25 protein-coding genes are annotated in these 18,217 nt (G+C 72.2%); 10 read left to right on the forward strand and 15 right to left on the reverse strand.

Annotated elements, in window-relative coordinates:
• Position 1: 1 nt before the first annotated feature.
• Both O7618_RS31805 and O7618_RS31810 read right to left on the reverse strand, forming a co-directional pair.
• On the reverse strand, positions 2-1,051 hold the full coding sequence (locus O7618_RS31805) for a sugar ABC transporter permease (protein WP_278109817.1): 1,050 nt from the start codon (positions 1,049-1,051) through the stop codon (positions 2-4).
• 72 nt (positions 1,052-1,123) lie between these two features.
• The gene (locus O7618_RS31810; protein ID WP_278109818.1) at positions 1,124-2,464 is read right to left on the reverse strand and encodes an ABC transporter substrate-binding protein; all 1,341 of its coding nucleotides are present in this window, start codon (positions 2,462-2,464) and stop codon (positions 1,124-1,126) included.
• Positions 2,465-2,702: 238 nt separating this feature from the next.
• Between O7618_RS31810 and O7618_RS31815 the strand changes: the two genes are divergently transcribed.
• A complete protein-coding gene (locus tag O7618_RS31815) occupies positions 2,703-3,479 on the forward strand; it encodes a peptidoglycan DD-metalloendopeptidase family protein (RefSeq protein ID WP_278109819.1) in 777 nt (258 codons plus the stop codon).
• Between the two features lie 43 nt (positions 3,480-3,522).
• Here the strand turns inward: O7618_RS31815 and O7618_RS31820 are convergent, their stop codons facing one another.
• From O7618_RS31820 to O7618_RS31840, 5 genes are all read right to left on the reverse strand, one after another.
• Positions 3,523-4,020 carry a TspO/MBR family protein gene (locus O7618_RS31820; protein ID WP_278109820.1) on the reverse strand — a complete coding sequence of 166 codons (498 nt, stop codon included), beginning with the start codon at positions 4,018-4,020 and terminating at the stop codon, positions 3,523-3,525.
• 142 nt (positions 4,021-4,162) lie between these two features.
• Positions 4,163-4,309, reverse strand: coding sequence for a GPGG-motif small membrane protein (locus tag O7618_RS31825; RefSeq protein ID WP_013288160.1), 147 nt, complete (start codon positions 4,307-4,309; stop codon positions 4,163-4,165).
• A gap of 43 nt (positions 4,310-4,352) precedes the next feature.
• A complete protein-coding gene (locus O7618_RS31830; protein WP_278109821.1) occupies positions 4,353-5,078 on the reverse strand; it encodes a metallophosphoesterase in 726 nt (241 codons plus the stop codon).
• A 10-nt stretch (positions 5,079-5,088) separates the two neighbouring features.
• A complete protein-coding gene (locus O7618_RS31835; protein WP_278110232.1) occupies positions 5,089-5,298 on the reverse strand; it encodes a hypothetical protein in 210 nt (69 codons plus the stop codon).
• Positions 5,299-5,354: 56 nt separating this feature from the next.
• A complete protein-coding gene (locus O7618_RS31840) occupies positions 5,355-5,936 on the reverse strand; it encodes a nucleotidyltransferase (RefSeq protein ID WP_278109822.1) in 582 nt (193 codons plus the stop codon).
• Positions 5,937-6,075: 139 nt separating this feature from the next.
• On the opposite strand from O7618_RS31840, the gene O7618_RS31845 reads away from it, so the two are divergent.
• On the forward strand, positions 6,076-6,804 hold the full coding sequence (locus O7618_RS31845; RefSeq protein WP_278109823.1) for a dTMP kinase: 729 nt from the start codon (positions 6,076-6,078) through the stop codon (positions 6,802-6,804).
• On the opposite strand, the gene O7618_RS31850 is transcribed toward O7618_RS31845, so the two are convergent.
• Positions 6,789-7,472, reverse strand: coding sequence for an SDR family NAD(P)-dependent oxidoreductase (locus O7618_RS31850; protein WP_278109824.1), 684 nt, complete (start codon positions 7,470-7,472; stop codon positions 6,789-6,791). The genes O7618_RS31845 and O7618_RS31850 overlap by 16 nt on opposite strands.
• Before the next feature lie 658 nt (positions 7,473-8,130).
• Between O7618_RS31850 and O7618_RS31855 the strand changes: the two genes are divergently transcribed.
• The 3 genes from O7618_RS31855 (at position 8,131) to O7618_RS31865 (ending at position 11,435) form a co-directional block, all read left to right on the forward strand.
• Positions 8,131-9,045 (forward strand): MurR/RpiR family transcriptional regulator, encoded by a 915-nt coding sequence (locus O7618_RS31855; protein WP_278109825.1) that lies wholly within the window; start codon positions 8,131-8,133, stop codon positions 9,043-9,045.
• Positions 9,042-9,989 (forward strand): N-acetylmuramic acid 6-phosphate etherase, encoded by a 948-nt coding sequence (gene murQ / locus O7618_RS31860; RefSeq protein WP_278109826.1) that lies wholly within the window; start codon positions 9,042-9,044, stop codon positions 9,987-9,989. Before O7618_RS31855 ends, murQ begins: the two co-directional genes overlap by 4 nt.
• A gap of 456 nt (positions 9,990-10,445) precedes the next feature.
• Positions 10,446-11,435: a sigma-70 family RNA polymerase sigma factor gene (locus tag O7618_RS31865; RefSeq protein WP_278110234.1), complete on the forward strand. Its 990-nt coding sequence runs from the start codon at positions 10,446-10,448 to the stop codon at positions 11,433-11,435.
• 68 nt (positions 11,436-11,503) lie between these two features.
• On the opposite strand, the gene O7618_RS31870 is transcribed toward O7618_RS31865, so the two are convergent.
• Positions 11,504-12,469 carry a C40 family peptidase gene (locus O7618_RS31870; RefSeq protein ID WP_278109827.1) on the reverse strand — a complete coding sequence of 322 codons (966 nt, stop codon included), beginning with the start codon at positions 12,467-12,469 and terminating at the stop codon, positions 11,504-11,506.
• Between the two features lie 286 nt (positions 12,470-12,755).
• Here O7618_RS31870 and O7618_RS31875 point away from each other — a divergent pair, with 286 nt between their 5' ends.
• Complete coding sequence (locus O7618_RS31875; RefSeq protein ID WP_278109828.1) at positions 12,756-13,244, forward strand: DUF6232 family protein; 489 nt, start codon at positions 12,756-12,758, stop codon at positions 13,242-13,244.
• A gap of 7 nt (positions 13,245-13,251) precedes the next feature.
• Here O7618_RS31875 and O7618_RS31880 read toward each other — a convergent pair whose 3' ends face one another.
• Both O7618_RS31880 and O7618_RS31885 read right to left on the reverse strand, forming a co-directional pair.
• On the reverse strand, positions 13,252-13,581 hold the full coding sequence (locus O7618_RS31880) for a DUF3817 domain-containing protein (RefSeq protein WP_278109829.1): 330 nt from the start codon (positions 13,579-13,581) through the stop codon (positions 13,252-13,254).
• A 25-nt stretch (positions 13,582-13,606) separates the two neighbouring features.
• A complete protein-coding gene (locus O7618_RS31885; protein ID WP_278109830.1) occupies positions 13,607-14,026 on the reverse strand; it encodes a hypothetical protein in 420 nt (139 codons plus the stop codon).
• Between the two features lie 121 nt (positions 14,027-14,147).
• Between O7618_RS31885 and O7618_RS31890 the strand changes: the two genes are divergently transcribed.
• Genes O7618_RS31890 through O7618_RS31900 form a run of 3 tightly spaced genes read left to right on the forward strand, consistent with a single transcriptional unit; the run spans position 14,148 to position 15,336 of the window.
• Positions 14,148-14,447, forward strand: a complete 300-nt coding sequence (locus O7618_RS31890) for a DUF6158 family protein (RefSeq protein ID WP_278109831.1) — start codon at positions 14,148-14,150, stop codon at positions 14,445-14,447.
• Complete coding sequence (locus O7618_RS31895) at positions 14,447-14,764, forward strand: hypothetical protein (RefSeq protein WP_278109832.1); 318 nt, start codon at positions 14,447-14,449, stop codon at positions 14,762-14,764. Before O7618_RS31890 ends, O7618_RS31895 begins: the two co-directional genes overlap by 1 nt.
• 11 nt (positions 14,765-14,775) lie before the next feature.
• Positions 14,776-15,336: a DUF1360 domain-containing protein gene (locus O7618_RS31900; RefSeq protein ID WP_278109833.1), complete on the forward strand. Its 561-nt coding sequence runs from the start codon at positions 14,776-14,778 to the stop codon at positions 15,334-15,336.
• 56 nt (positions 15,337-15,392) lie between these two features.
• Here the strand turns inward: O7618_RS31900 and O7618_RS31905 are convergent, their stop codons facing one another.
• Genes O7618_RS31905 through O7618_RS31915 form a run of 3 tightly spaced genes read right to left on the reverse strand, consistent with a single transcriptional unit; the run spans position 15,393 to position 16,992 of the window.
• On the reverse strand, positions 15,393-15,596 hold the full coding sequence (locus O7618_RS31905; protein WP_091069400.1) for a hypothetical protein: 204 nt from the start codon (positions 15,594-15,596) through the stop codon (positions 15,393-15,395).
• Between the two features lie 24 nt (positions 15,597-15,620).
• Positions 15,621-15,845, reverse strand: coding sequence for a hypothetical protein (locus O7618_RS31910; protein ID WP_091069627.1), 225 nt, complete (start codon positions 15,843-15,845; stop codon positions 15,621-15,623).
• A 49-nt stretch (positions 15,846-15,894) separates the two neighbouring features.
• A complete protein-coding gene (locus O7618_RS31915) occupies positions 15,895-16,992 on the reverse strand; it encodes a 3-deoxy-7-phosphoheptulonate synthase (RefSeq protein ID WP_278110235.1) in 1,098 nt (365 codons plus the stop codon).
• Positions 16,993-17,244: 252 nt separating this feature from the next.
• Here O7618_RS31915 and O7618_RS31920 point away from each other — a divergent pair, with 252 nt between their 5' ends.
• Positions 17,245-17,460: a hypothetical protein gene (locus O7618_RS31920; protein ID WP_278109834.1), complete on the forward strand. Its 216-nt coding sequence runs from the start codon at positions 17,245-17,247 to the stop codon at positions 17,458-17,460.
• On the opposite strand, the gene O7618_RS31925 is transcribed toward O7618_RS31920, so the two are convergent.
• Positions 17,435-18,145, reverse strand: a complete 711-nt coding sequence (locus O7618_RS31925) for a phosphodiesterase (RefSeq protein ID WP_278109835.1) — start codon at positions 18,143-18,145, stop codon at positions 17,435-17,437. The genes O7618_RS31920 and O7618_RS31925 overlap by 26 nt on opposite strands.
• Positions 18,146-18,217 lie beyond the last annotated feature (72 nt).

Below are 18,217 nucleotides of genomic sequence, written 5' to 3' on the forward strand. Positions count from 1 at the left end.
CTCAGCCCTCCCGCTGCTTGCGCAGGTTGCGGATCTGGTAGATCACGAGCGGGAGGACCAGGACGAAGAGGAAGACCGCGAGCGCCGAGCCCTGTCCGTTCTCGCCGTACCGGAACGCCTGGTTGTACATCTCGGTCGCGATCACGTTGGTGTCGTAGTTGCCGTTGGTGGCGGTTCGGACGATGTCGAAGACCTTCAGCGTGGCGATGGAGATCGTCACCACCACCACGATCAGCGCCGGCCGGATGCTCGGCATGGTGATCCGCCAGAACATCTGCCACGGCGTGGTGCCGTCCAGCCGGGCCGCCTCGATGATGTCCGCCGGGATGGCCTTGATGGCCGCGGAGAGCACCACCATGGCGAAGCCGGCCTGGATCCACACCATGATCACGATGAGCAGGAACGTGTTCAGCGGCGAGTCCAGCAGCCACTGCTTCGGCTCGCCGCCCAGGGTGACCATGATCTGGTTGAGCAGGCCGATCTGGTCCTGCCCGTCGCCGCGGAACGCGTAGATGAACTTCCAGATGATGGCGGCGCCCACGAACGAGATCGCCATCGGCAGGAAGATCAGCGACTTGGCCGCCGACTCGAACTTGGCCCGGTCCACCAGGACCGCGTAGATCAGGCCGAACGCGCTGGCCACCAACGGCACCAGCAGCACCCAGACCAGGGTGTTGATCAGGACTCGGAAGATCGAGTCCTCGGAGAACATCCAGCCGTAGTTGTCCAGGCCCACCCAGTTGGTGCTGCTCGAGTCCATGAAGGAGAGCAGCGTGGTGCGGACGGCCGGGATCACCAGCCCGATGGTCAGCAGCAGCAGCGTCGGCAGCAGGAAGAAGAACGCGAACCCGCCCTCGCGCTGCTTGCGCCGGCGGGGCAGTGGGGCGCCGCTCGCCGAGGCCGCGACCAGTTGCGCCTCCCGGCGCCGGGTGAACCAGGCCGGCACCACGTCGAGGAGCAGGAGCAACCCGCCCACCACCGCGACGAAAGCGATCAGCCCGTACATCAACATGAGGAACTTCGGCTGTTCCGCCGCGAAGTCGAACTCCATCAACCCTCCCTCAAGGGTTCGGATGCGGACGGGTGGCCCGGCCCGCGACGCGGACCGGGCCACCCGCTCGGATCACTTCCAGCTGCCCTCGATGTCGTTCAGGACGGTGGTGGTGTCCTTGCCGTTGATCCAGGCGACCATGCCCTTCCAGAACGTGCCCGCGCCGACCGCGGCCGGCATCAGGTCCGAGCCGTCGAAGCGGAAAACGGTCTTCTCGTCCTGGAGAATGCCCACGGAGAGCTTGTCCACCGGGTTCGGGACGTTGTTGAGGTCCAGCTTCTTGTTCGCGGACACCCAGTCACCGATCTTGGCCCGGCTGTTGGCGAACTCGCCGGAGGCCAGGTAGGTCTGCACCGCCTGGACCTCGGGACGGTCGGCGAAGGCCGCGACGAACTCGCCGCCGCCCAGCACCGGCTTGCCCTTGGCCGGGTCGATGGCCGGGAAGTAGAACGCGAAGACGTCGCCGTCCTCGGCCACCTTGGTGCCCTTCGGCCACTGGTTGGCGTAGAAGGACGCCTGGCGGTGCAGGGCGCACTTGCCGCTGGTGATCGGCGTGCCGGCCTCCTGGAAGGAGGTGGTGGCGATGCTCTTCACGCCGCCGAAGCCGCCGTTGACGTACTTCTCGTTCTTCAGGATCGTGCCGGCCTGGTTGACGGCCGTGGCGACCTGCGGGTCGTTGAACGGGATCTCGTGGGTGGTCCACTTGTCGTAGACCTCCGGCCCGCCGGTACGCAGCAGGACGTCCTCGATCCAGTCGGTGGCCGGCCAGCCGGTGGCGTCACCGGACTCGATGCCGGCGCACCACGGCTTGGTGCCGCTGGCCGCGATCTTGTCGCTGAGGTCGATCAGCTCCTGCCAGGTGGTCGGGACCGACCAGCCCTTCTCCTTGAAGGTCTTCGGCGAGTACCACACGAAGGACTTCACGTTGGAGCCCAGCGGCGCGCCGTAGAACTGGCCGTTGACGGTGCTGTACTTCAGCCAGTCGGGCGAGTAGTTCTGCTCGGCCATGGCCTTGGTGTCGGCGCCGGCCGGCTTGAGCTTGCCCGAGTCGACGAACCGCTTGAGCAGGCCCGGCTGCGGGATGAAGGCGATGTCGGGGGCGTTGCCGCCGTCCACCCGGACGGGGAGCTGGGCCTCGAACTCGCCGGAGCCCTCGTGGTCGATCTCGATGCCGGTGCAGTCCTCGAACTCCTTCCAGGACTGCTGGAGGCGCTCGTCCTCGATGTCCCGGATCGACGAGTAGATCGAGACCTTCTTACCGTCGTGACCCTGGTACTTCTCGTATGCCGCGCACTCGGCCGAGCCCGCCTTGTCGCTCTTCTTGTCGTTGCCGGTGCCGCAGGCGGCGACGCCGAGCGCCAGCCCCAGCACGCCGGTGACCGCGAGAGCCTGGCGTGATCTGGCAAACGCCATGCCGATCTCCTTCCTTGCCGGCGCGTGGGGGGAATCGAACCCGCGCCGGTCCGATGGTCGTCCCCACATGTAAGCGCTTGCATCCCGCGCGGTCCACCCCTAGGGCGGACACGGGCCGGTAACAATCCAGAAACCCGGTCACCCCTGGTGGGTGCGCTCCCACGGATCTTCCCTCGAGCGGAACTTTCTGCCACGCTGTCCGTATCGCATTGAAGACTTTCAACATTGGAGGCAGTGGATGCGCAAGCGGTGGCTCAGTCTCGCGGCGGGGGTGGCGGTCCTCGCCGCGACCGTGGTCCCGGCGGCGCCGGCGATGGCCGCGCCCACGTTCAAGGTCCCGTTCCCGTGCAACCAGTCCTGGTCCGGGCAGACTCGGTCGGACCACAGCCCGGCCAACGCGATCGACTTCAACCGCACCGACGACCTGGGTGACCCGGTGGTGGCCAGCGCGCCCGGCACCGTCGACGTGGTGACCAACCTCGGCAACACCAGCTACGGCAAGTACGTGCGGATCAACCACGGTGGCGGCTGGACCACCTACTACGCGCACCTGAACGCCTTCAACGTCTCGGTGGGGCAGACCGTCGGATACGGCCGAGTGATCGGATACGTCGGCACCACCGGCGGCTCCACCGGACCACACCTGCACTATGAGCAGCGGTCGGGCGGCAGTGCCGTCAAGATCAAGTTCAATGGCGCCCAGGCGCTGTACTGGGGCACGAAGACCTACAAGAGCGACAACGGCTGCTCCGGGTCGAACACCGGCGCCGGCACGGTGAACACCGCGGGCGCGCCGCTTACCGTGCGCTCGGGCCCGGGCACCGGCTACAGCGCGGTCGGCACGGTGGCCGACGGGGCCGGCGTGACGATCCACTGCCAGACCAGCGGCACCACGGTCACCGGCACCTACGGCACCAGCTCGATCTGGGACCGGATCGGCTCCGGCCGGTTCGTCTCCGACGCGTACGTCTACACCGGCTACGACGGTTACATCCCGAGCGTGCCCCGCTGCTGACGCCGGCCGGCGCGGGGGCGGCGGCCCCCGCGCCGGAAGCGGGTCAGGCGTTCATCCGCCAGATGGCGAAGTTCAGCGCGGCGGCGAACGTGACCCACGCCCAGTACGGCAGCATCAGCAGCGTCGCCGGCCGGGACACCCGCCGGAACAGCAGGACGGTCACGCCGATCGCCAGCCACATCAGCACGATCTCGGCGAACGCCAGCCCGTAGCGGCCGGCGCCGAAGAACAGGGGGGTCCAGATCGCGTTGAGCACCAGCTGTGCGCACCAGGCCCAGAGCGCGGGGCCGAAGCCGACCCGCCGCCAGACCAGCCAGCCGGCGATCGCGATCAACGCGTAGAGCACGGTCCAGACCGGGCCGAACAGCCACGACGGCGGCGCCCAGGAGGGCTGCTCCAGGCTCTGATACTCGGCGGAGGTGCCCCGGACGCCCAGCCCGCCGAGGGCGGCGGCGGCGAACGTGGCGGCGCCGAAGCCGACGAGCGCCCACCATTTCCGGGCCCCGGCGGTGCGCCGGGCGGCACGCTGCGACATCTCCATGGTCGAGATATTGCCGTTTCGCCCCGGGGGCAAACCCCCGAACGCGAAAGCGCCGGGATCGTCAGGTCCGGGCGCTCCGGTCTGGGAGGACAGAGCACCGGACCCGACGACCCCGGCGGGTCAGGGTGTGGTGGTCGAACGGTTACGTGTTGAAGATGCTGACGCCACCCGGGCCGACCAGCAGGCCGACGACGATGAGGACGATGCCCCAGAGGATCTGCCGGCGGAAGAGGGCAAGAATTCCGGCGACCACGAGTACGACTGCGAGAATCCAGAGAATCAGCTCCATGGCGGCTGGATACCCGGGCGTCCGATCCCGGAAACCCCGTCCCTCAGTCGATCTGATCTCCCAGGTGGAACACGCTGTACGCCTGCTTGATCACGGGGTGCGCGACGTTGCGGACCCGGACCCCGCCCGGGGTGGTGCCCCGCTCGGTGCCGTGGTGCGCGTGCCCGTGCAGCGCGAGCGCGGTGGGGGCCGAGTCGATCGCCTGCCCGAGCTGGTAGCAGCCGAGGAACGGATAGATCTCCAGCGGCTCACCGGCGAGCGTGTCCGGCACCGGGGCGTAGTGGGTGAGCGCGACGAGCGCGTCGCACTCCAGCGAGAGAAGCGCGGACGCCAGCGCGTCGGCACTCTCCCGGGTGGTCCGCACGAACGACTTCATCTCCGGCTCGCCGAAGTCGCTGGCGCACCGCCCGGCGAAGCCGCCGCCGAAGCCCTTCACCCCGGCCACCCCGAGGCGCCCGCCGGCGCACTCCAGCACGGTCCCGGTGCCCTCCAGCACGGTGATCCCGGCATCGGAGAGCACCTTGACCACCTGCGGCACCTGGTCGCACTGGTGGTCGTGGTTGCCCAGCACGGTGATCACCGGCACTCCGAGGTCGCCGAACTCGCGCGCCACGCAGCGCGCCTCGGCCTCGGTGCCGTGCCGGGTCAGGTCCCCGGCGAGCAGCAGCACGTCCGCGCAGTCCGGCAACTCCTCCAGCGCCGGGCGGAACCGGCCCACCACGTCCTCGTCCACGTGCACGTCGCCGACGGCGGCGATCCGGATCACCATCGAACCTCCCTCACGGCAGCTCCTCGACCTGGCTGGGCGCCTGCGTGCGGATCACGCCGATGTCGCTGGTCACCGGCGTGTCGGGGAAGCGCTCGGCCACCCGCCGCAGGATCTCCTCCCGCCGGTGCGGGCTCTCCACCTCGCCGGAGAGCACCAGCCCGCGCTCGTGGCGCGCCACGGTGATCCCCTGTTCGGCCACGGACGGGTCCTCGGTCAGCATGTTCTGGATCTCGGCCTCGACGTATTCGTCCGGAGGCACGTCGCCGGGCTGTCCGGTCACGGGATCTCCCTTCCGCCGGGCGCGCCGCCGGGCAGCACGTCCAGCCGGTCGAGCAGCACCAGGAACGCCTCCGCGTACGGCGAGTGCTGCGTTTCCTTCCGTACCCGTTCCCAGTCGATCTGCTCCCGCAGCGAGCGGGCGAGCGGCAGGGCCCGGGCGAAGTCGCAGTAGTGCTGGGAGAAGCTGAGCAGCTTGTGCACCATGAGCTGGCTGGCCGAGAGCACCGGCATGCGGATCGCGTCGACCGGCCGCACGATCGTGTCGGCGAACGTCTCCTCGGTCACCGGGGTCTCGATCGGCCGGTGGATGAGGTCCACCATCCGGCCCTCGTCGTAGACCTTGACCAGCCAGTCCTCCGGCGGGCGCTCGGCGGTGAAGCCCGCCTCGACGAGCGCCTCCAGCGCCCGGTCGACGTCGGCCTCCCGGAGCAGGAAGTCGACGTCGTGGTCGCCGGAGTGACCGCCGTGCGCGTACACCGCGAAGCTGCCGCCCAGCGCGAACGGGATCTCGGACTGCTTGAGCACGGCGGCGACCTTCTTCAGCGTGTGCACCAGGGTCTCGTCCCCGCGCTCGGCCATCTGGGTCTCCCGTCGTCGTCAGGGGCGGTGAGATTGAGTGGCGTACCCGGCGGATGCTCCGGTCACACCTTCCGCATCCACCTGGGGAGGAATGCGACAAAAAGGCAGCCGCGAGCACGTGTCGGATAACCTGGGGAAGGTGGCCAGCTCACTGCGGACGCGGCGCGGCGGGGCCCGACTGCGCGCCGTCGCCCTGATCGGCATCGACGGTTCGGGCAAGACCACCCAGGCACGTCTGCTCGCCGAGGCGCTCAGCGCCGCCGGGCATCCGGCCACCTACCACCGCAACGCCGGCGGCCGGCGCTGGCTCGGCCGGCTCGCCCAGCGGGTCGGCCGGCCGGACGCGCAGCGCCTCGTCGGGCGCGACGGCCTGCTCGCGGTCGAGTCCGTGCTGCGCTGGCTGGCCATCGCGCTCGCGCTGCTCAGCTGCCTGGCCACCGGCCGTACCGCGGTGATGGACCGCTGGTCCGCCTGCCAGTACGCCAGCATCCGGGCGCACGGGGGGCAGCGCTGGGAGCGGCTGGCCCGGGCCGGCTACCGGGTCTTCCCGCCGCCCCGGGTCACCTTCCTGCTGACCGTCGACCCGGCCGAGGCGTACCGGCGGATCGAGCGGCGCGGCACCGATCACGAGAGCATGCGGTGGCTCACCGCCGCCGACGCCGCCTACCGGTCGCTGCCGGAGTACGCCGGTTTCGTGGTGGTGGACGGCGGCGGCACGCCGAAGGACGTGTCCCGCCGGATCCGGGCGCACCTGAGCGAGTGGCTGCCGGACGACCCGTCCACCGTCGCCGACTCGCCGCCGGACGGCACCCCGGGCCCGTCCGGCGGTGGCCGGGACGGCCCGGTGCCGGCTCAGGCCCGCCCGTAGACCGGGACGCTCGCGCCGCTGGTCGGCGCGGACTCCTCGCCGGCCAGGAAGCGGATCACCGTGGCGATCTCGGCCGGTGGCACCCACCGCTGGTGGTCGGCCTCGGGTCGGGCGGCCCGGTTGGCCGGGGTGTCGACGACGCTGGGCAGCACCGTGTTGCACCGCACCCCGCGCTGCCGGTACTCGACCGCCACCGCGTTGCCGAACGCCTGCACCGCGGCCTTGGCGGTGACGTAGCCGGCCGCGCCGGGGAAGGGCGCCACCGCCGCCCGCGCCGAGACGCAGACCACCGCGCCGCCGCCGGCCGCGACCAGGTGCGGCAGCGACGCGTGGGTGACCAGGTACGTCGGGCGGAGGTTGAGCCGCAGCAGCCGCTCGAACTCCTCGACCGGGGTCTCGTGCACCAGCCCGCCGCTGGCGTACCCGCCGACGAGGTTGACCACCGCGCGCAGCGGCGCCGCGGGCTCGGCGGTCGCCGCCGCCACCGCCGCCGCGGCCCCCTCGAGGGTGAGCAGGTCCGCCACCACCCGGACCGGGCCCTCGGCCGCCGTCTCCCCGGCCTCCCGACCGGGTACGACCACCCGCCAGCCGTCGGAGAGGAACGCGGCGGTGACCGCGCCGCCCAGCCCACCCGTGCCTCCGGTCACCAGCACCGTGCGATCCACCATGACCACACGTTAGCCGCCGAGGGTCCGCCGGCCGCCCGGCGCAGCACCACACGGCGGTCACGAAGAGCGACTCCGAGGTGCGGCGGCGGGTCGGGCCGCCGCCGCCTTTGCTCTGCAGCCATCGCCGCAGCAGGCACCGATAGTGACCGCTGGTCCGGCCGCGCCACAGAGGTTCCCTCCCTGTAAGGCCAGGTAGATGCACTGATGCACATGTGGCTGCAGAGCAAAGGCGGTGGAATGCCTCTCGCCCGTCCCGGAAGTAACGGTCACTCTGAGCAACCGAATGTCCGTCACCCTTAGTGATGTCACCGCACGGTCGCGTCGGCTCCGTACGACGCGCCGTTGGGTGTCGTCGGAGACCCGCCCGTGCCCGGCCGGGCCGGCGCGCGTGCGACGCCGTGGCGTGCCACCGAGGCGGTCGGCGCGGCGGCGGGAGGTCCGCCCGGCTGACCGGTGGACCGATGCCGGCCGTCCGGGCCGGGTGGGCGGCGTGACGGTCGATCAGACGCACCTCCGACGGGCCGAGTCGGCCGGACCGGGGAGGCGGGCCGGGCTGCGGTGATGGAACCCTGGGCGGGGCCGGGCGCGGAAGGCGGTAAATTTCCCGATACGCGGCGTCATGGTTGACGCTCAGGCCCTCTGAAAGTAAGTTTCATCCGTGGTGAAAAGTCCGAAGATTTCTGCGAGTCACGAGCCCGGTGGACTGATCGTCCACATCAGCGGGCTCCTGCCCTCGCTGTCCCCGGCCGAGCAGCGGGTGGCCCGGCTGGTCGTCGCCGATCCGGCGGACGCGGCCCGACGCACCATCACCGATCTCGCCACCGCCGCCGAGACGTCCGAGGCGACCGTCATCCGGTTCTGCCGCTCGGTCGGCATGGACGGCTACCCCCAGCTACGCATCCGGCTCGCCGCCGAGGCCGCCCGCCGGGTCGAGCCGCCGGACGCCCGGGTGGTCGGCGGCGACATCCCGCCCGGCGCCGACCTGGCCCAGATCATCGCCACCATCGCGTTCAACGACGCGCGCGCGGTCGAGGAGACCGCCGAGCAGCTCGACCCCGCGGTCTGCGAGCAGGTGGTCGAGGCGATCGGAGCGGCCGGCCGGATCGACGTCTACGGCGCCGGCGCGAGCGGCTTCGTCGCCTCCGACTTCCAGCAGAAGCTGCACCGCATCGGCCGCATCGCGTTCTACTTCCCGGACGTGCACACCGCGCTCACCTCGGCCGCGCTGCTGGGCCGCGGCGACGTCGCGGTCGGCATCTCGCACACCGGCACCACCTCCGACGTCATCGAGGTCCTGGAGCAGGCCCGGGCGCGCGGGGCCACCACGGTGGCGCTGACCAACTTCCCGCGGTCGCCGATCACCGAGGTCGCCGACCACGTGCTCACCACCGCGGCCCGCGAGACGACCTACCGGTCCGGCGCCACGGCGAGCCGGCTGGCCCAGCTCACCGTGGTCGACTGCCTCTTCGTCGGGGTGGCCGCGCGCAGCCGGGCCAGGACGAAGAAAGCTCTGGAGGCCACCGCCGAGGCCGTCCGGTCGCGCCGGGTCGGCCCCGGCCGGAGGCGGGCATGACGGCGGGCCGGGTGGAGCGCGACGAGGTCGCCGCGATGCGTCCGGTGGTCCGCGTCGGCGCGCCGACCGAACGGCGCAACCCGCAGAGCGTCGACCTCGACCTGATGTCGACCCGGGACGTGCTCACCGTCATCAACGAGGCCGACCGGCGGGTGCCGGCCGCGGTGGCCGCCGTGCTCGACGAGATCGCCGAGACCGTCGACCTGGCCGTCGCCGCGCTGCGCGGCGGGCGTCGGGTGCACTACTTCGGCGCCGGCACGTCCGGCCGCCTCGGCGTGCTGGACGCGGCCGAGCTGGCCCCCACGTTCAACTCGCCGCGGCACTGGTTCTGCGCGCACCTGGCGGGTGGCCCGGAGGCCATGTGGCGAGCCGTCGAGGACGCCGAGGACGACGAGCGCGGCGGCGCCGCCGAGGCGGGCGAGTGCGTGCGCGCCGGCGACCTGGTGGTGGGCCTGGCGGCCAGCGGGCGCACCCCGTACGTCCTGGGCGCGCTCGCCGCGTCCCGGGCCCAGGGCGCCGGGACGGTGCTGCTCTGCGCCAATCCGGAGGCCGAGGCCGCCGGATCGGTGGACGTGTTCATCGGGGTGGACACCGGACCCGAGGTGGTCACCGGGTCGACCCGGATGAAGGCCGGCACCGCGCAGAAGCTGGTGCTCAACACGTTCTCCACCGCCGTGATGGTGCGACTGGGGCGGGTCTACTCGAATCTGATGATCGACATGGTGGCCACCAACGCGAAGCTGCGCGGCCGGATGATCTCGATCCTGATGGAGGCGACCGGGTGCGCCGAGGAGGTCTGCCGGGTCGCTCTCCAGCAGGCCGACGGCGATCTCAAGACCGCGCTCGTCGCGCTGGTGAGCGGCGCCGAGGTGCCCGCCGCGCGGGCCGCCCTGGCCCGCTCCGCCGACCAGGTCCGCGACGCCCTGGACCTGCTCGCCTCCTGAGTCCGCGCCCTTCCCACCCGCCGGTGCATCCGCCCGGCGGGTGCGACGCGTATCACGTGACGGGAGGGGACGTCTCTCCCCGCGCGGATTGTTCAACGAGGCGGAGGGTAATCCTTCCGCGTGGCTGAACCGACCGGTCCGGTCCGTGCGTATCCCGCAGTGACCAGGATCGCAAAGGCGCGGTGACGGGGCTCGCTGTGTTCATGGAACACGCAATGGTGACATTCCATGGGCGGGCGACGGCTCCGCTGCTCCGGGCCCCGTTCACCAGGGCGTCCACGGGCCGCCCGAGCAGGGGTCCTGACAGGAAACATGGACCGGGCTCTCAGCTACTACTCAGGCATTCGTGACAGTTTCGACTCACGGCATGGAATCCCCGACACGTCACATCTGTTGTGTAGGTGTCAGCACCTACGGGCACAGCGGAAGTTACGGGGAGGGCTGATGAACGTGGGGATGGCAAGGAACCGGGCAACCGGCGCGAGCGAGGGGACCGTGGCAATCGTGGACAAGAACATCGGCATGCGTACCGACGAGGTCGCCGAGGAGCGGGACCTGGTCGGCGTCTACCTGCACGAGATCTCCCGGACGCCGCTGCTGGACGCCGCCCGTGAGGTGGATCTCTCCAAGGCGATCGAGGCGGGTCTCTACGCTGAGCACCTGCTCGACACCGACCGGCTTCCCGACGGGGCGACCCGGGACGAGCTGGAGCGCGTGGTGGCCGAGGGTGAGCGGGCGAAGGACCTGTTCATCCGCGCCAACCTGCGCCTGGTCGTCTCCATCGCCCGGCGCTACGTGCGTTCCGGCATGCCCATGCTGGACCTGATCCAGGAGGGCAACACCGGCCTGGTCCGGGCGGTCGAGAAGTTCGACTACGAGCGGGGCTTCAAGTTCTCCACCTACGCGACCTGGTGGATCCGTCAGGCCATCAGCCGGGCGATCGCCCAGCAGGAGCGGACCGTGCGGCTGCCCGTGCACCTGGTGGAGGACGTCAACCGGATGCGCAACGTGGCCCGGCAGCTCACCCGTGAGCTGGGCAGCGACCCGGAGCCGGAGCAGATCGCGACCGCGCTCGGCGTCACCGTCGAGCGGGTCAACGAGCTGCGCCGCTGGTCGCAGGACACGGTCTCGCTGGACACCCCGGTCGGGGACGACGGCGACACCAACCTCGGCGACCTGGTCGCCGACAGCGACGCGCCGTCACCGGAGGAGATCGTGCTCACCGGTCTGGAGCGGCAGCGGATCGAGGGTCTGCTCAACCACCTGGACGACCGGTCGGCCGGCATCATGCGGGCCCGCTACGGCCTGGAGGACGGCCGGGAGCACTCGCTGACCGAGGTCGCGTCCCGGTTCTCGCTCTCCCGGGAGCGGATCCGCCAGCTGGAGATCCAGGCCCTCGGCCGGCTCCGCGAGCTGGCCCGCGCCGAGGGGCTGCAGGCAGCCTGACCTGGCGGTGAGCAACGACGAAACGGCCGGCGTCCGACAGGAGGACGCCGGCCGTTCGCTGCCCGCGGTCAGACCCGGCCGTAGCCGGCGATCGGCATGATGTTCATGCCCCGCTTGCTCACGTTGCGGCCCGCGCTCGGCGCGTCGATGATCTGGCCGCCACCGACGTAGAGCGCCACGTGCCCGAGCCCGGAGTAGAAGACCAGGTCACCCGGTTGCAGCGCGCTCCGGCTGATCCGGGTCACGACCTGCCACTGCCGTGCCGCGCTGTGGGGCAGGGACTTCCCGGCGGCCCGCCAGGCAGCCAGCGTGAGGCCCGAACAGTCGTAGCTGCCGGGACCGTCGTCGCCGTAGCCGTACGGCTTGCCGACCGCGCCATAGGCGTACCGCACCGCCACCCCGGCCTGGCCGGAGACGGCCGGCGGCTTGCCCGCCGAACTCGCCTTGGCGGGCGCCTCGGTGGCCCGCCCGTACGCCTTGCGGCGCATCTCGTAGAGGCGGGACAGGTCGGACTCGATCCGCTTCTTGCCGGCGGTGAGCTGCTTGGCCTGCGCCGCCTCCCGGGCCAGCGTGACGTCGAGCTTGGTCTTCTGGTCGATCAGCCGCCGCTGGTCGGCGGTGAAGCCGGTGATGGTGCGTTGCCGCTGGCGGGTGAGCTGGTCGAGCGTGCCCAGCCGCTCCGGCAACGCGGCCGTGCCGCCCGGCTCCAGCAGAGCCGCCGCGGTGCGCATGCCACCGGTCTTGTACGCCGTCGCGGCCAGCACGCCCACGTCGGCGCGGCTCCGCTCGGCCTGTTCCTGCAACGGGCCGATCCGGGCCTCCAGCGCGGCCGCCTCGGCCTTGTTGGCCTTGATCTCCTCGCTGAGCTTGTTGTAGGACTCGACGATTCGCTCCAGCTCAGTCGAGGACTTCTCGATCTGCTTCGTCAGCTCGGCGGGGGTGGGCTCGGCCCGAGCCACCGACGCCGGGGCGAGCAGCGCGGCCGAGAGGCCGGCCACCGCCAGCGAGCGGAGCAGCATCCGTAAGGACGACAAGAGCGGAAAGCTCCTCTCCAGGGTCGGCGGAGCGCGGTGTCGCGATCCGTCGACACCGGCCCGGCGCCGTCCGGGTGGACGGCGGTCGACCGGACCGACCTGGACAACCTAACCCGTGATCGGAGTTGCCGGGAGTTCAAGGAGGGTCGAAAGTTGGCAAAGTGTCGGAAAGTGACAATGATGACGTTCACGGTCCGTGACCGTTTTCCGGGGTAGCGGGGCAGTTCCACAATGGGGTGCGGATCCGGGAATCCCACCGCGGGATCCGCGACCCCGGGAGGCCACCGTGCAGACCGATCGCTCCTTTGCCGCGCCCACCCTGCTCTACGCCCGACCCGGCATCGTCGTCACCGCCGAACGCTTCACCGTCGGCCGCACCAGTTGGTCGGTCGCCGACATCACCCAGCTCCGCACCGCCCGGGGCCCGCACGACCGGCTCGCCGTCCGGGCGGTCGCCGTCTCCGCGGCGTTGATCGCGTCGGTCGGCCTGCTGCTCGGCTTCACCGGCGGCCTGGCGCGGCTCACCGCCGGCGCGTATCTCGCGCTCGGCGCGGTGGGGCTGCTGCCGCTGCTGCTCGTGCTCGCCGGTGACCGCTGGCGACCTCCGGCGCACGAGCTGTGGGGGCGGATCCGCAGCACCGAGGTGCTGCTGTTCAGCAGTGACGACGAACGGCAGTTCGGCCAGGTCAGCCGCGCGTTGCGCCGGGCCCGGGAGGGGGCGGCGCGCGGCTTCACCGACCCGCCCGGCGCCGGCCCGTGGCGGCCGGCACGCTGAGCCGCGCTCAGCCGGCGACCGGCTCCGGGGTGCGGGTCCGGCGCTCGGCGGCCAGCCAGTGGCTCACCCGCCGCTCGGCGTAGAACGAGACGAACGGCACGGTGCCCGCCAGCATCACCAGCAGCATCCGCTTCAGCGGCCAGTCGGCCCGGCGCGACAGGTCGAACGTGAGCGCCAGATAGAGCATGTAGAGCCAGCCGTGCGCGACGCCCACCACGGCCACCACGCTCGGATTGTCGAAGCCGTACTTCAGCGGCATGCCGATCAGGACCAGCACCACGAGTGCCACGCCCACGATCCAGGCGATCACGCGGTACCGGGTAAGGGCTCCGCTCACCGTCGTCCCACCTTCCGCACCGGCCTCAGCCGGGATAGTCGCCGGGCCGGGCGCCCGGATTGGCGTTCAACCAGGAAAGATAGCGGTTGTACTCGGCCAACTCGCCGTCGTCGGTCCCGTCGGCCGGCACCGCCGGCATCCGGGCGACGCGCACCGGCCGGCGCACCGCGGGGGTGGCGGCGAGCGGCTCACGTCCCGCCGGGTCGGCGGCGACCGGCTCGGCCGGCCGCTTCCGCTCGGCCCGCAGGGCATGGCGCACCTCGCGCCACCACACGAAGACCACGAAACCGGCGAAGACCGGCCACTCGATGGCATAGCCGAAGCTCAGGGCGTTGCCCCCGGCGGCCCGGGTCACCTGCCACCAGCCCAGCCCGAGGAACGCCACCACCAGCACGACCATGGCCACGTGGCGGACGATCCACGCCGGTGTCCGGAGCCGCTGCATGCCATCGAGGGTACCGGGGCCGCCGGCCGTCTCCGACGCGGCGTCGTAGTGCGCGGGGTTTGGTGACATCCCGGCTGGGCATCCGTCTAGTCGCCAGCCCGAACGAGACGAGGGGGCGACGATGACCGAATCGGTACGCCGGGACACCAGCCCGGAACAGCGCGTCACCGAGTGGGACGGCGACCACGCCCGCACCGGGGCCGCCGACGGCGAGATGCTCGGCGTGGACCCGGCCGAACTGGGCGACGAGGACCTGATCCGGGAGATGCGGAGCCTGCACCGCACCCGGTTGGACACGTTGCGGCACGCCACCGACTCCGCGCTCGCGAACCACCTGCGCCGCACCGCCGACCTGGAGACGGAATACCTGACCCGGCACCCGGGCCGTGAGGTCGACCCGCACCGGCTGCGGGACGCCTGATGACCGGCCACGCCGAGCGCGGCATGGCCGCGCCGCCCGAGGTGGTGTTCAACACCGCCACCGACCCGGACCGGTCCTCCGCCTGGCTGCCCGAGGAACTGCGCCGCTCCGGGGCCTGCCGGGTGGAGGTGCTCGACGCCGACGACATGCGGGCCCGGTGGAGCAGCGCCGACTGGTCCGCGGAGCTCGACGTGGAACCGGCCGACGCCGGTGGCGCCCGGGTCCGGCTGGACCTGGCCGGGCCCGACCACGGCCTGGCCGACGAGATCCTGGCCAACCTCGACCGCGAGGTGGCCGACAACCTGACCGCCGGTTGAGCCGGGCCGCGATGACGACGAGGGAGGCCGGGTTGACCGGGAGTGGCCTGAAGCAGAAGGTGGCGCGGTTGCGCCAGGCGTACGCGCCGCACGAGCACCGACCGCTGGAGGGCTACCTGAAGGCGATGGGCACCTACGCCGGCGTGACCGCCGCGCTGGTCGGGGTGGTCCGGGCGACCGGCCGTCCGGTGCCGGAGCGGCCCTCGCCCGGCGACGTGGTGCTGCTCTCGATCGCCACGCACAAGCTGAGCCGGCTGATCTCCAAGGACGCGATCACCAGCCCGCTGCGGGCGCCGTTCACCCGCTACGACCACCCGATCGGCAGCGGCGAGGTGATGGAGCAGGTCCGCGACGAGGGCAGCCCCACCCGGCACGCGCTCGGCGAGTTGGTGAGCTGCCCGTTCTGCCTGGCGGTGTGGGTGGCCACCGGGCTCACCGGTGGCCTGGTGCTGGCGCCCCGGCTGACCCGGCTGGTGGCCACCGCGTTGACCGCGGTCGCCGCGTCCGACTTCCTCCAGACGGGCTACGCGGTGGCCCAGCAGGCGGCCGAGGGCGGGCACCGCGAGCAGTGACCGACGACGACGGGGCCGGCGCGCACGCGCCGGCCCCGTCGTCGTGGTGCGGAAGATCAGGTGGGGGTGGTGCCGTGGTCCTCGCCGGCCCAGCCGCGCGACGTCTCCGGCTCCCGGTCGTCCTCCCCGGTGATGATGTCCCGGTCCACCGCGGTGCGGTCGTGCTCGTTGGCGAAGTCCGGCTCCGGCAGCGTGTCCACGCCCTCCGGGGGCTGGCCGAGCGCCGGCAGGTGCTCGTGCTCGGGCTCACGGTCGGTCATGTGCGTCCTCTCGTCGGCTGGCGCTCAGGCGACCGTGCCACCCAGCAGGTCGGCCACCTCGTCCACCGCGTACTCGCCCTGGGGGAGCGCGGCGATGCGGGTGAGCAGCTCCGCGGGGAGTTCCGCGGCCACCGCCCGGCGGTAGATGTCGGTCTGACTGATCCGCTCCTGGCCGTGGTAGAGGTCGTCGAGCAGGTCGTCGAGCGGCCTGGTGTCCGGCTGCTCGGTCACGGGCGCGTCATCGGTCACGCCGACCACCTACCCGGCCCCGAACCGGTCAAACGCTGCCCAATCCCGCTCAGGCCGGCGCGGGGAGCGCGGCCCGGCGGGCGCGGACGGCCTGGGCCAGGTGGTCGAGCACCTCGGCGGTGGTGTCCCAGCCGATGCAGGCGTCCGTGATCGAACGGCCGTACTCCAGCTCCCGGGTCGGGTCCAGGTCCTGCCGGCCGGCGCGCAGGAAGCTCTCCAGCATGATCCCGACGATGCCGCGCCCGCCGGCGGCGAGCTGCCCGGCCACGTCCGCGGCGACCCGCGGCTGGTTGCGGTGGTCCTTGCCGCTGTTGGCGTGGCTGGCGTCGATCACCACCCGCTCCGGCAGGCCCGCGGCGCGCAGCAGGCCCAGCGCCCCGGCCACCGACTCCGCGTCGTAGTTGGGCCGGCCACCCCCGCCGCGCAGCACCAGGTGACCGTCGGCGTTGCCCCGGGTGTGCATGATCGCCGGGATGCCGGAGACGTCGATGCCGGGGAAGACGTGCGGCACGCCGGCCGCGCGGATCGCGTCCACGGCGGTGGCGATGCTCCCGTCGGGGCGGTTCTTCATGCCGATCGGCATGGACAGGCCGGAGGCGAGCTGCCGGTGGACCTGGCTCTCCACCGTCCGGGCCCCGATCGCGCCCCAGGCCACCGTGTCGGCGATGTACTGGGGGGTGATCGGGTCGAGGAACTCGCAACCCACCGGCAGGCCCAGCCGCAGCACGTCGAGCAGGAGCGCCCGCGCGGTGCGCAGACCGGTGTTCACGTCGCCCGAGCCGTCCAGCGCCGGGTCGTTGATCAGGCCCTTCCAACCCACCGTCGAACGCGGCTTCTCGAAGTAGACCCGCATCACCACGAGCAGGTCGTCGGCGACCCGGTCGGCGGCCTCGCGCAGCCGTCCCGCGTACTCCAGCGCGGCTGCCGGGTCGTGCACCGAGCACGGGCCGACCACCACCAGCAGGCGGTCGTCGGCGCGGTCCAGCACCTGGCCGACCGCACGCCGGCCGGCCACGACGGACTCGGCGAGCGACGCGTCGAGCGGCAGGTGGTGGTGCAGCAGGGCCGGGGTGGTCAACGGCACGACGCGGTCGATCCGCTGGTCGATGACCCGGCGGGCGTCCGGGGACGTGGTCACGGTGGGGATCCTTCCGCCGACCGCGCCCCGGGGCCGGCGCCCAGGGTGTCGAGCCGGCTGCTCGCATGCGAAAGGGCAGGGAACCATCCCTGCCCGGCCGGCTCGAAGAGGAAGTGACGTCAGCTCACGGTCGAGTCACCGGCTCTTCCAGCCGGCTGCCTAAACCATCGATACGAACGCGTCACGCCGGCAAGCGTACCCGACCCGGCCGGAAACGGGCCCCGCGTTCCGCCAAGCGGGACGCGGGGTATGGGAACGCCCATGAGCCACGACCAGAGCGACCAGGACCGGATCTCCTCCCGCGCCCACCTGCTGCCCGAGGAGGCGGCGGCGGGCAGCGACGACCCGCAGGCCCAGGCCGACGCGATCCTCGCCGAGTCGGACCTGCGGGAGGCGGACCGCGACGCCGCCCCCGACACCGTGCTGGAGCACCGCACCTCCGCCGAGACCGTCAACCCCGTCGAGCCACCGGACTGACCGCCTCGCCCCGGCCCCGGCGCGAGCCCCGGTAGCCGGCGTCCCGCAACCGGGCCAGCGGTCCGGCCAGCCGCAGGCCCGGCGGTACGTTGCCGATCGGGTCGAAGGCCAGCGCGGCGTCCTCCCGGGCGCCGCGCCGGCCGTTCAGCCTGACCTCGCCGAACGTGCGCCACGGCCCCGCCGCCGAGGCCACCGCGAGCACCAGCCGGGGCGCGTCGCCGGCCACCGCCGCGTCCGCCTCGGTCAGGGTGCGGCCCAGGTCGGGGGAGTCCGGGTCGGCCAGCGCGGCCAGGAACAGCCGCCGCGTCCCAGCCCGGAACGACATGATCGAGGTGTACGTCCCGGTGAAGCGCCGCCGGGGCAGCGGCAGGTTCCGCAGCACCGGCGCCGCGCCGCTGGAACTCACCAGCAGATCCACCGGCGGCTCCGGGTCCCGGTGCAGCCGGATCGCCAGGCCCAGCACGTCCGGCCAGCCGGCCGGCGTCGGCGTGCCCTTGGACAGGCGGACCGTGCCCGGCCAGCGACCGGGGTCGTCCAACAGCGGCACCCCGGTCGGCGGTCCCGGCGTACACCAGACCAGCACGTCGGCGGCGAAGACGCGGCCGGCGGGATGCAGCAGTCGGGCGTGCCGGAGCCGGGCCAGCGCGGTGGCGGCGCGTTCCACGACGGACGATGCGGGGGTCATGCCGGGTGGGGTACCCCGTCACGCGGCGACGACGCGGACCGCGCGTCCCCTTTCCGCCCACCGGATCGGATA

This window comes from Micromonospora sp. WMMD980 (assembly GCF_029626035.1).
Classification (GTDB): domain Bacteria; phylum Actinomycetota; class Actinomycetes; order Mycobacteriales; family Micromonosporaceae; genus Micromonospora.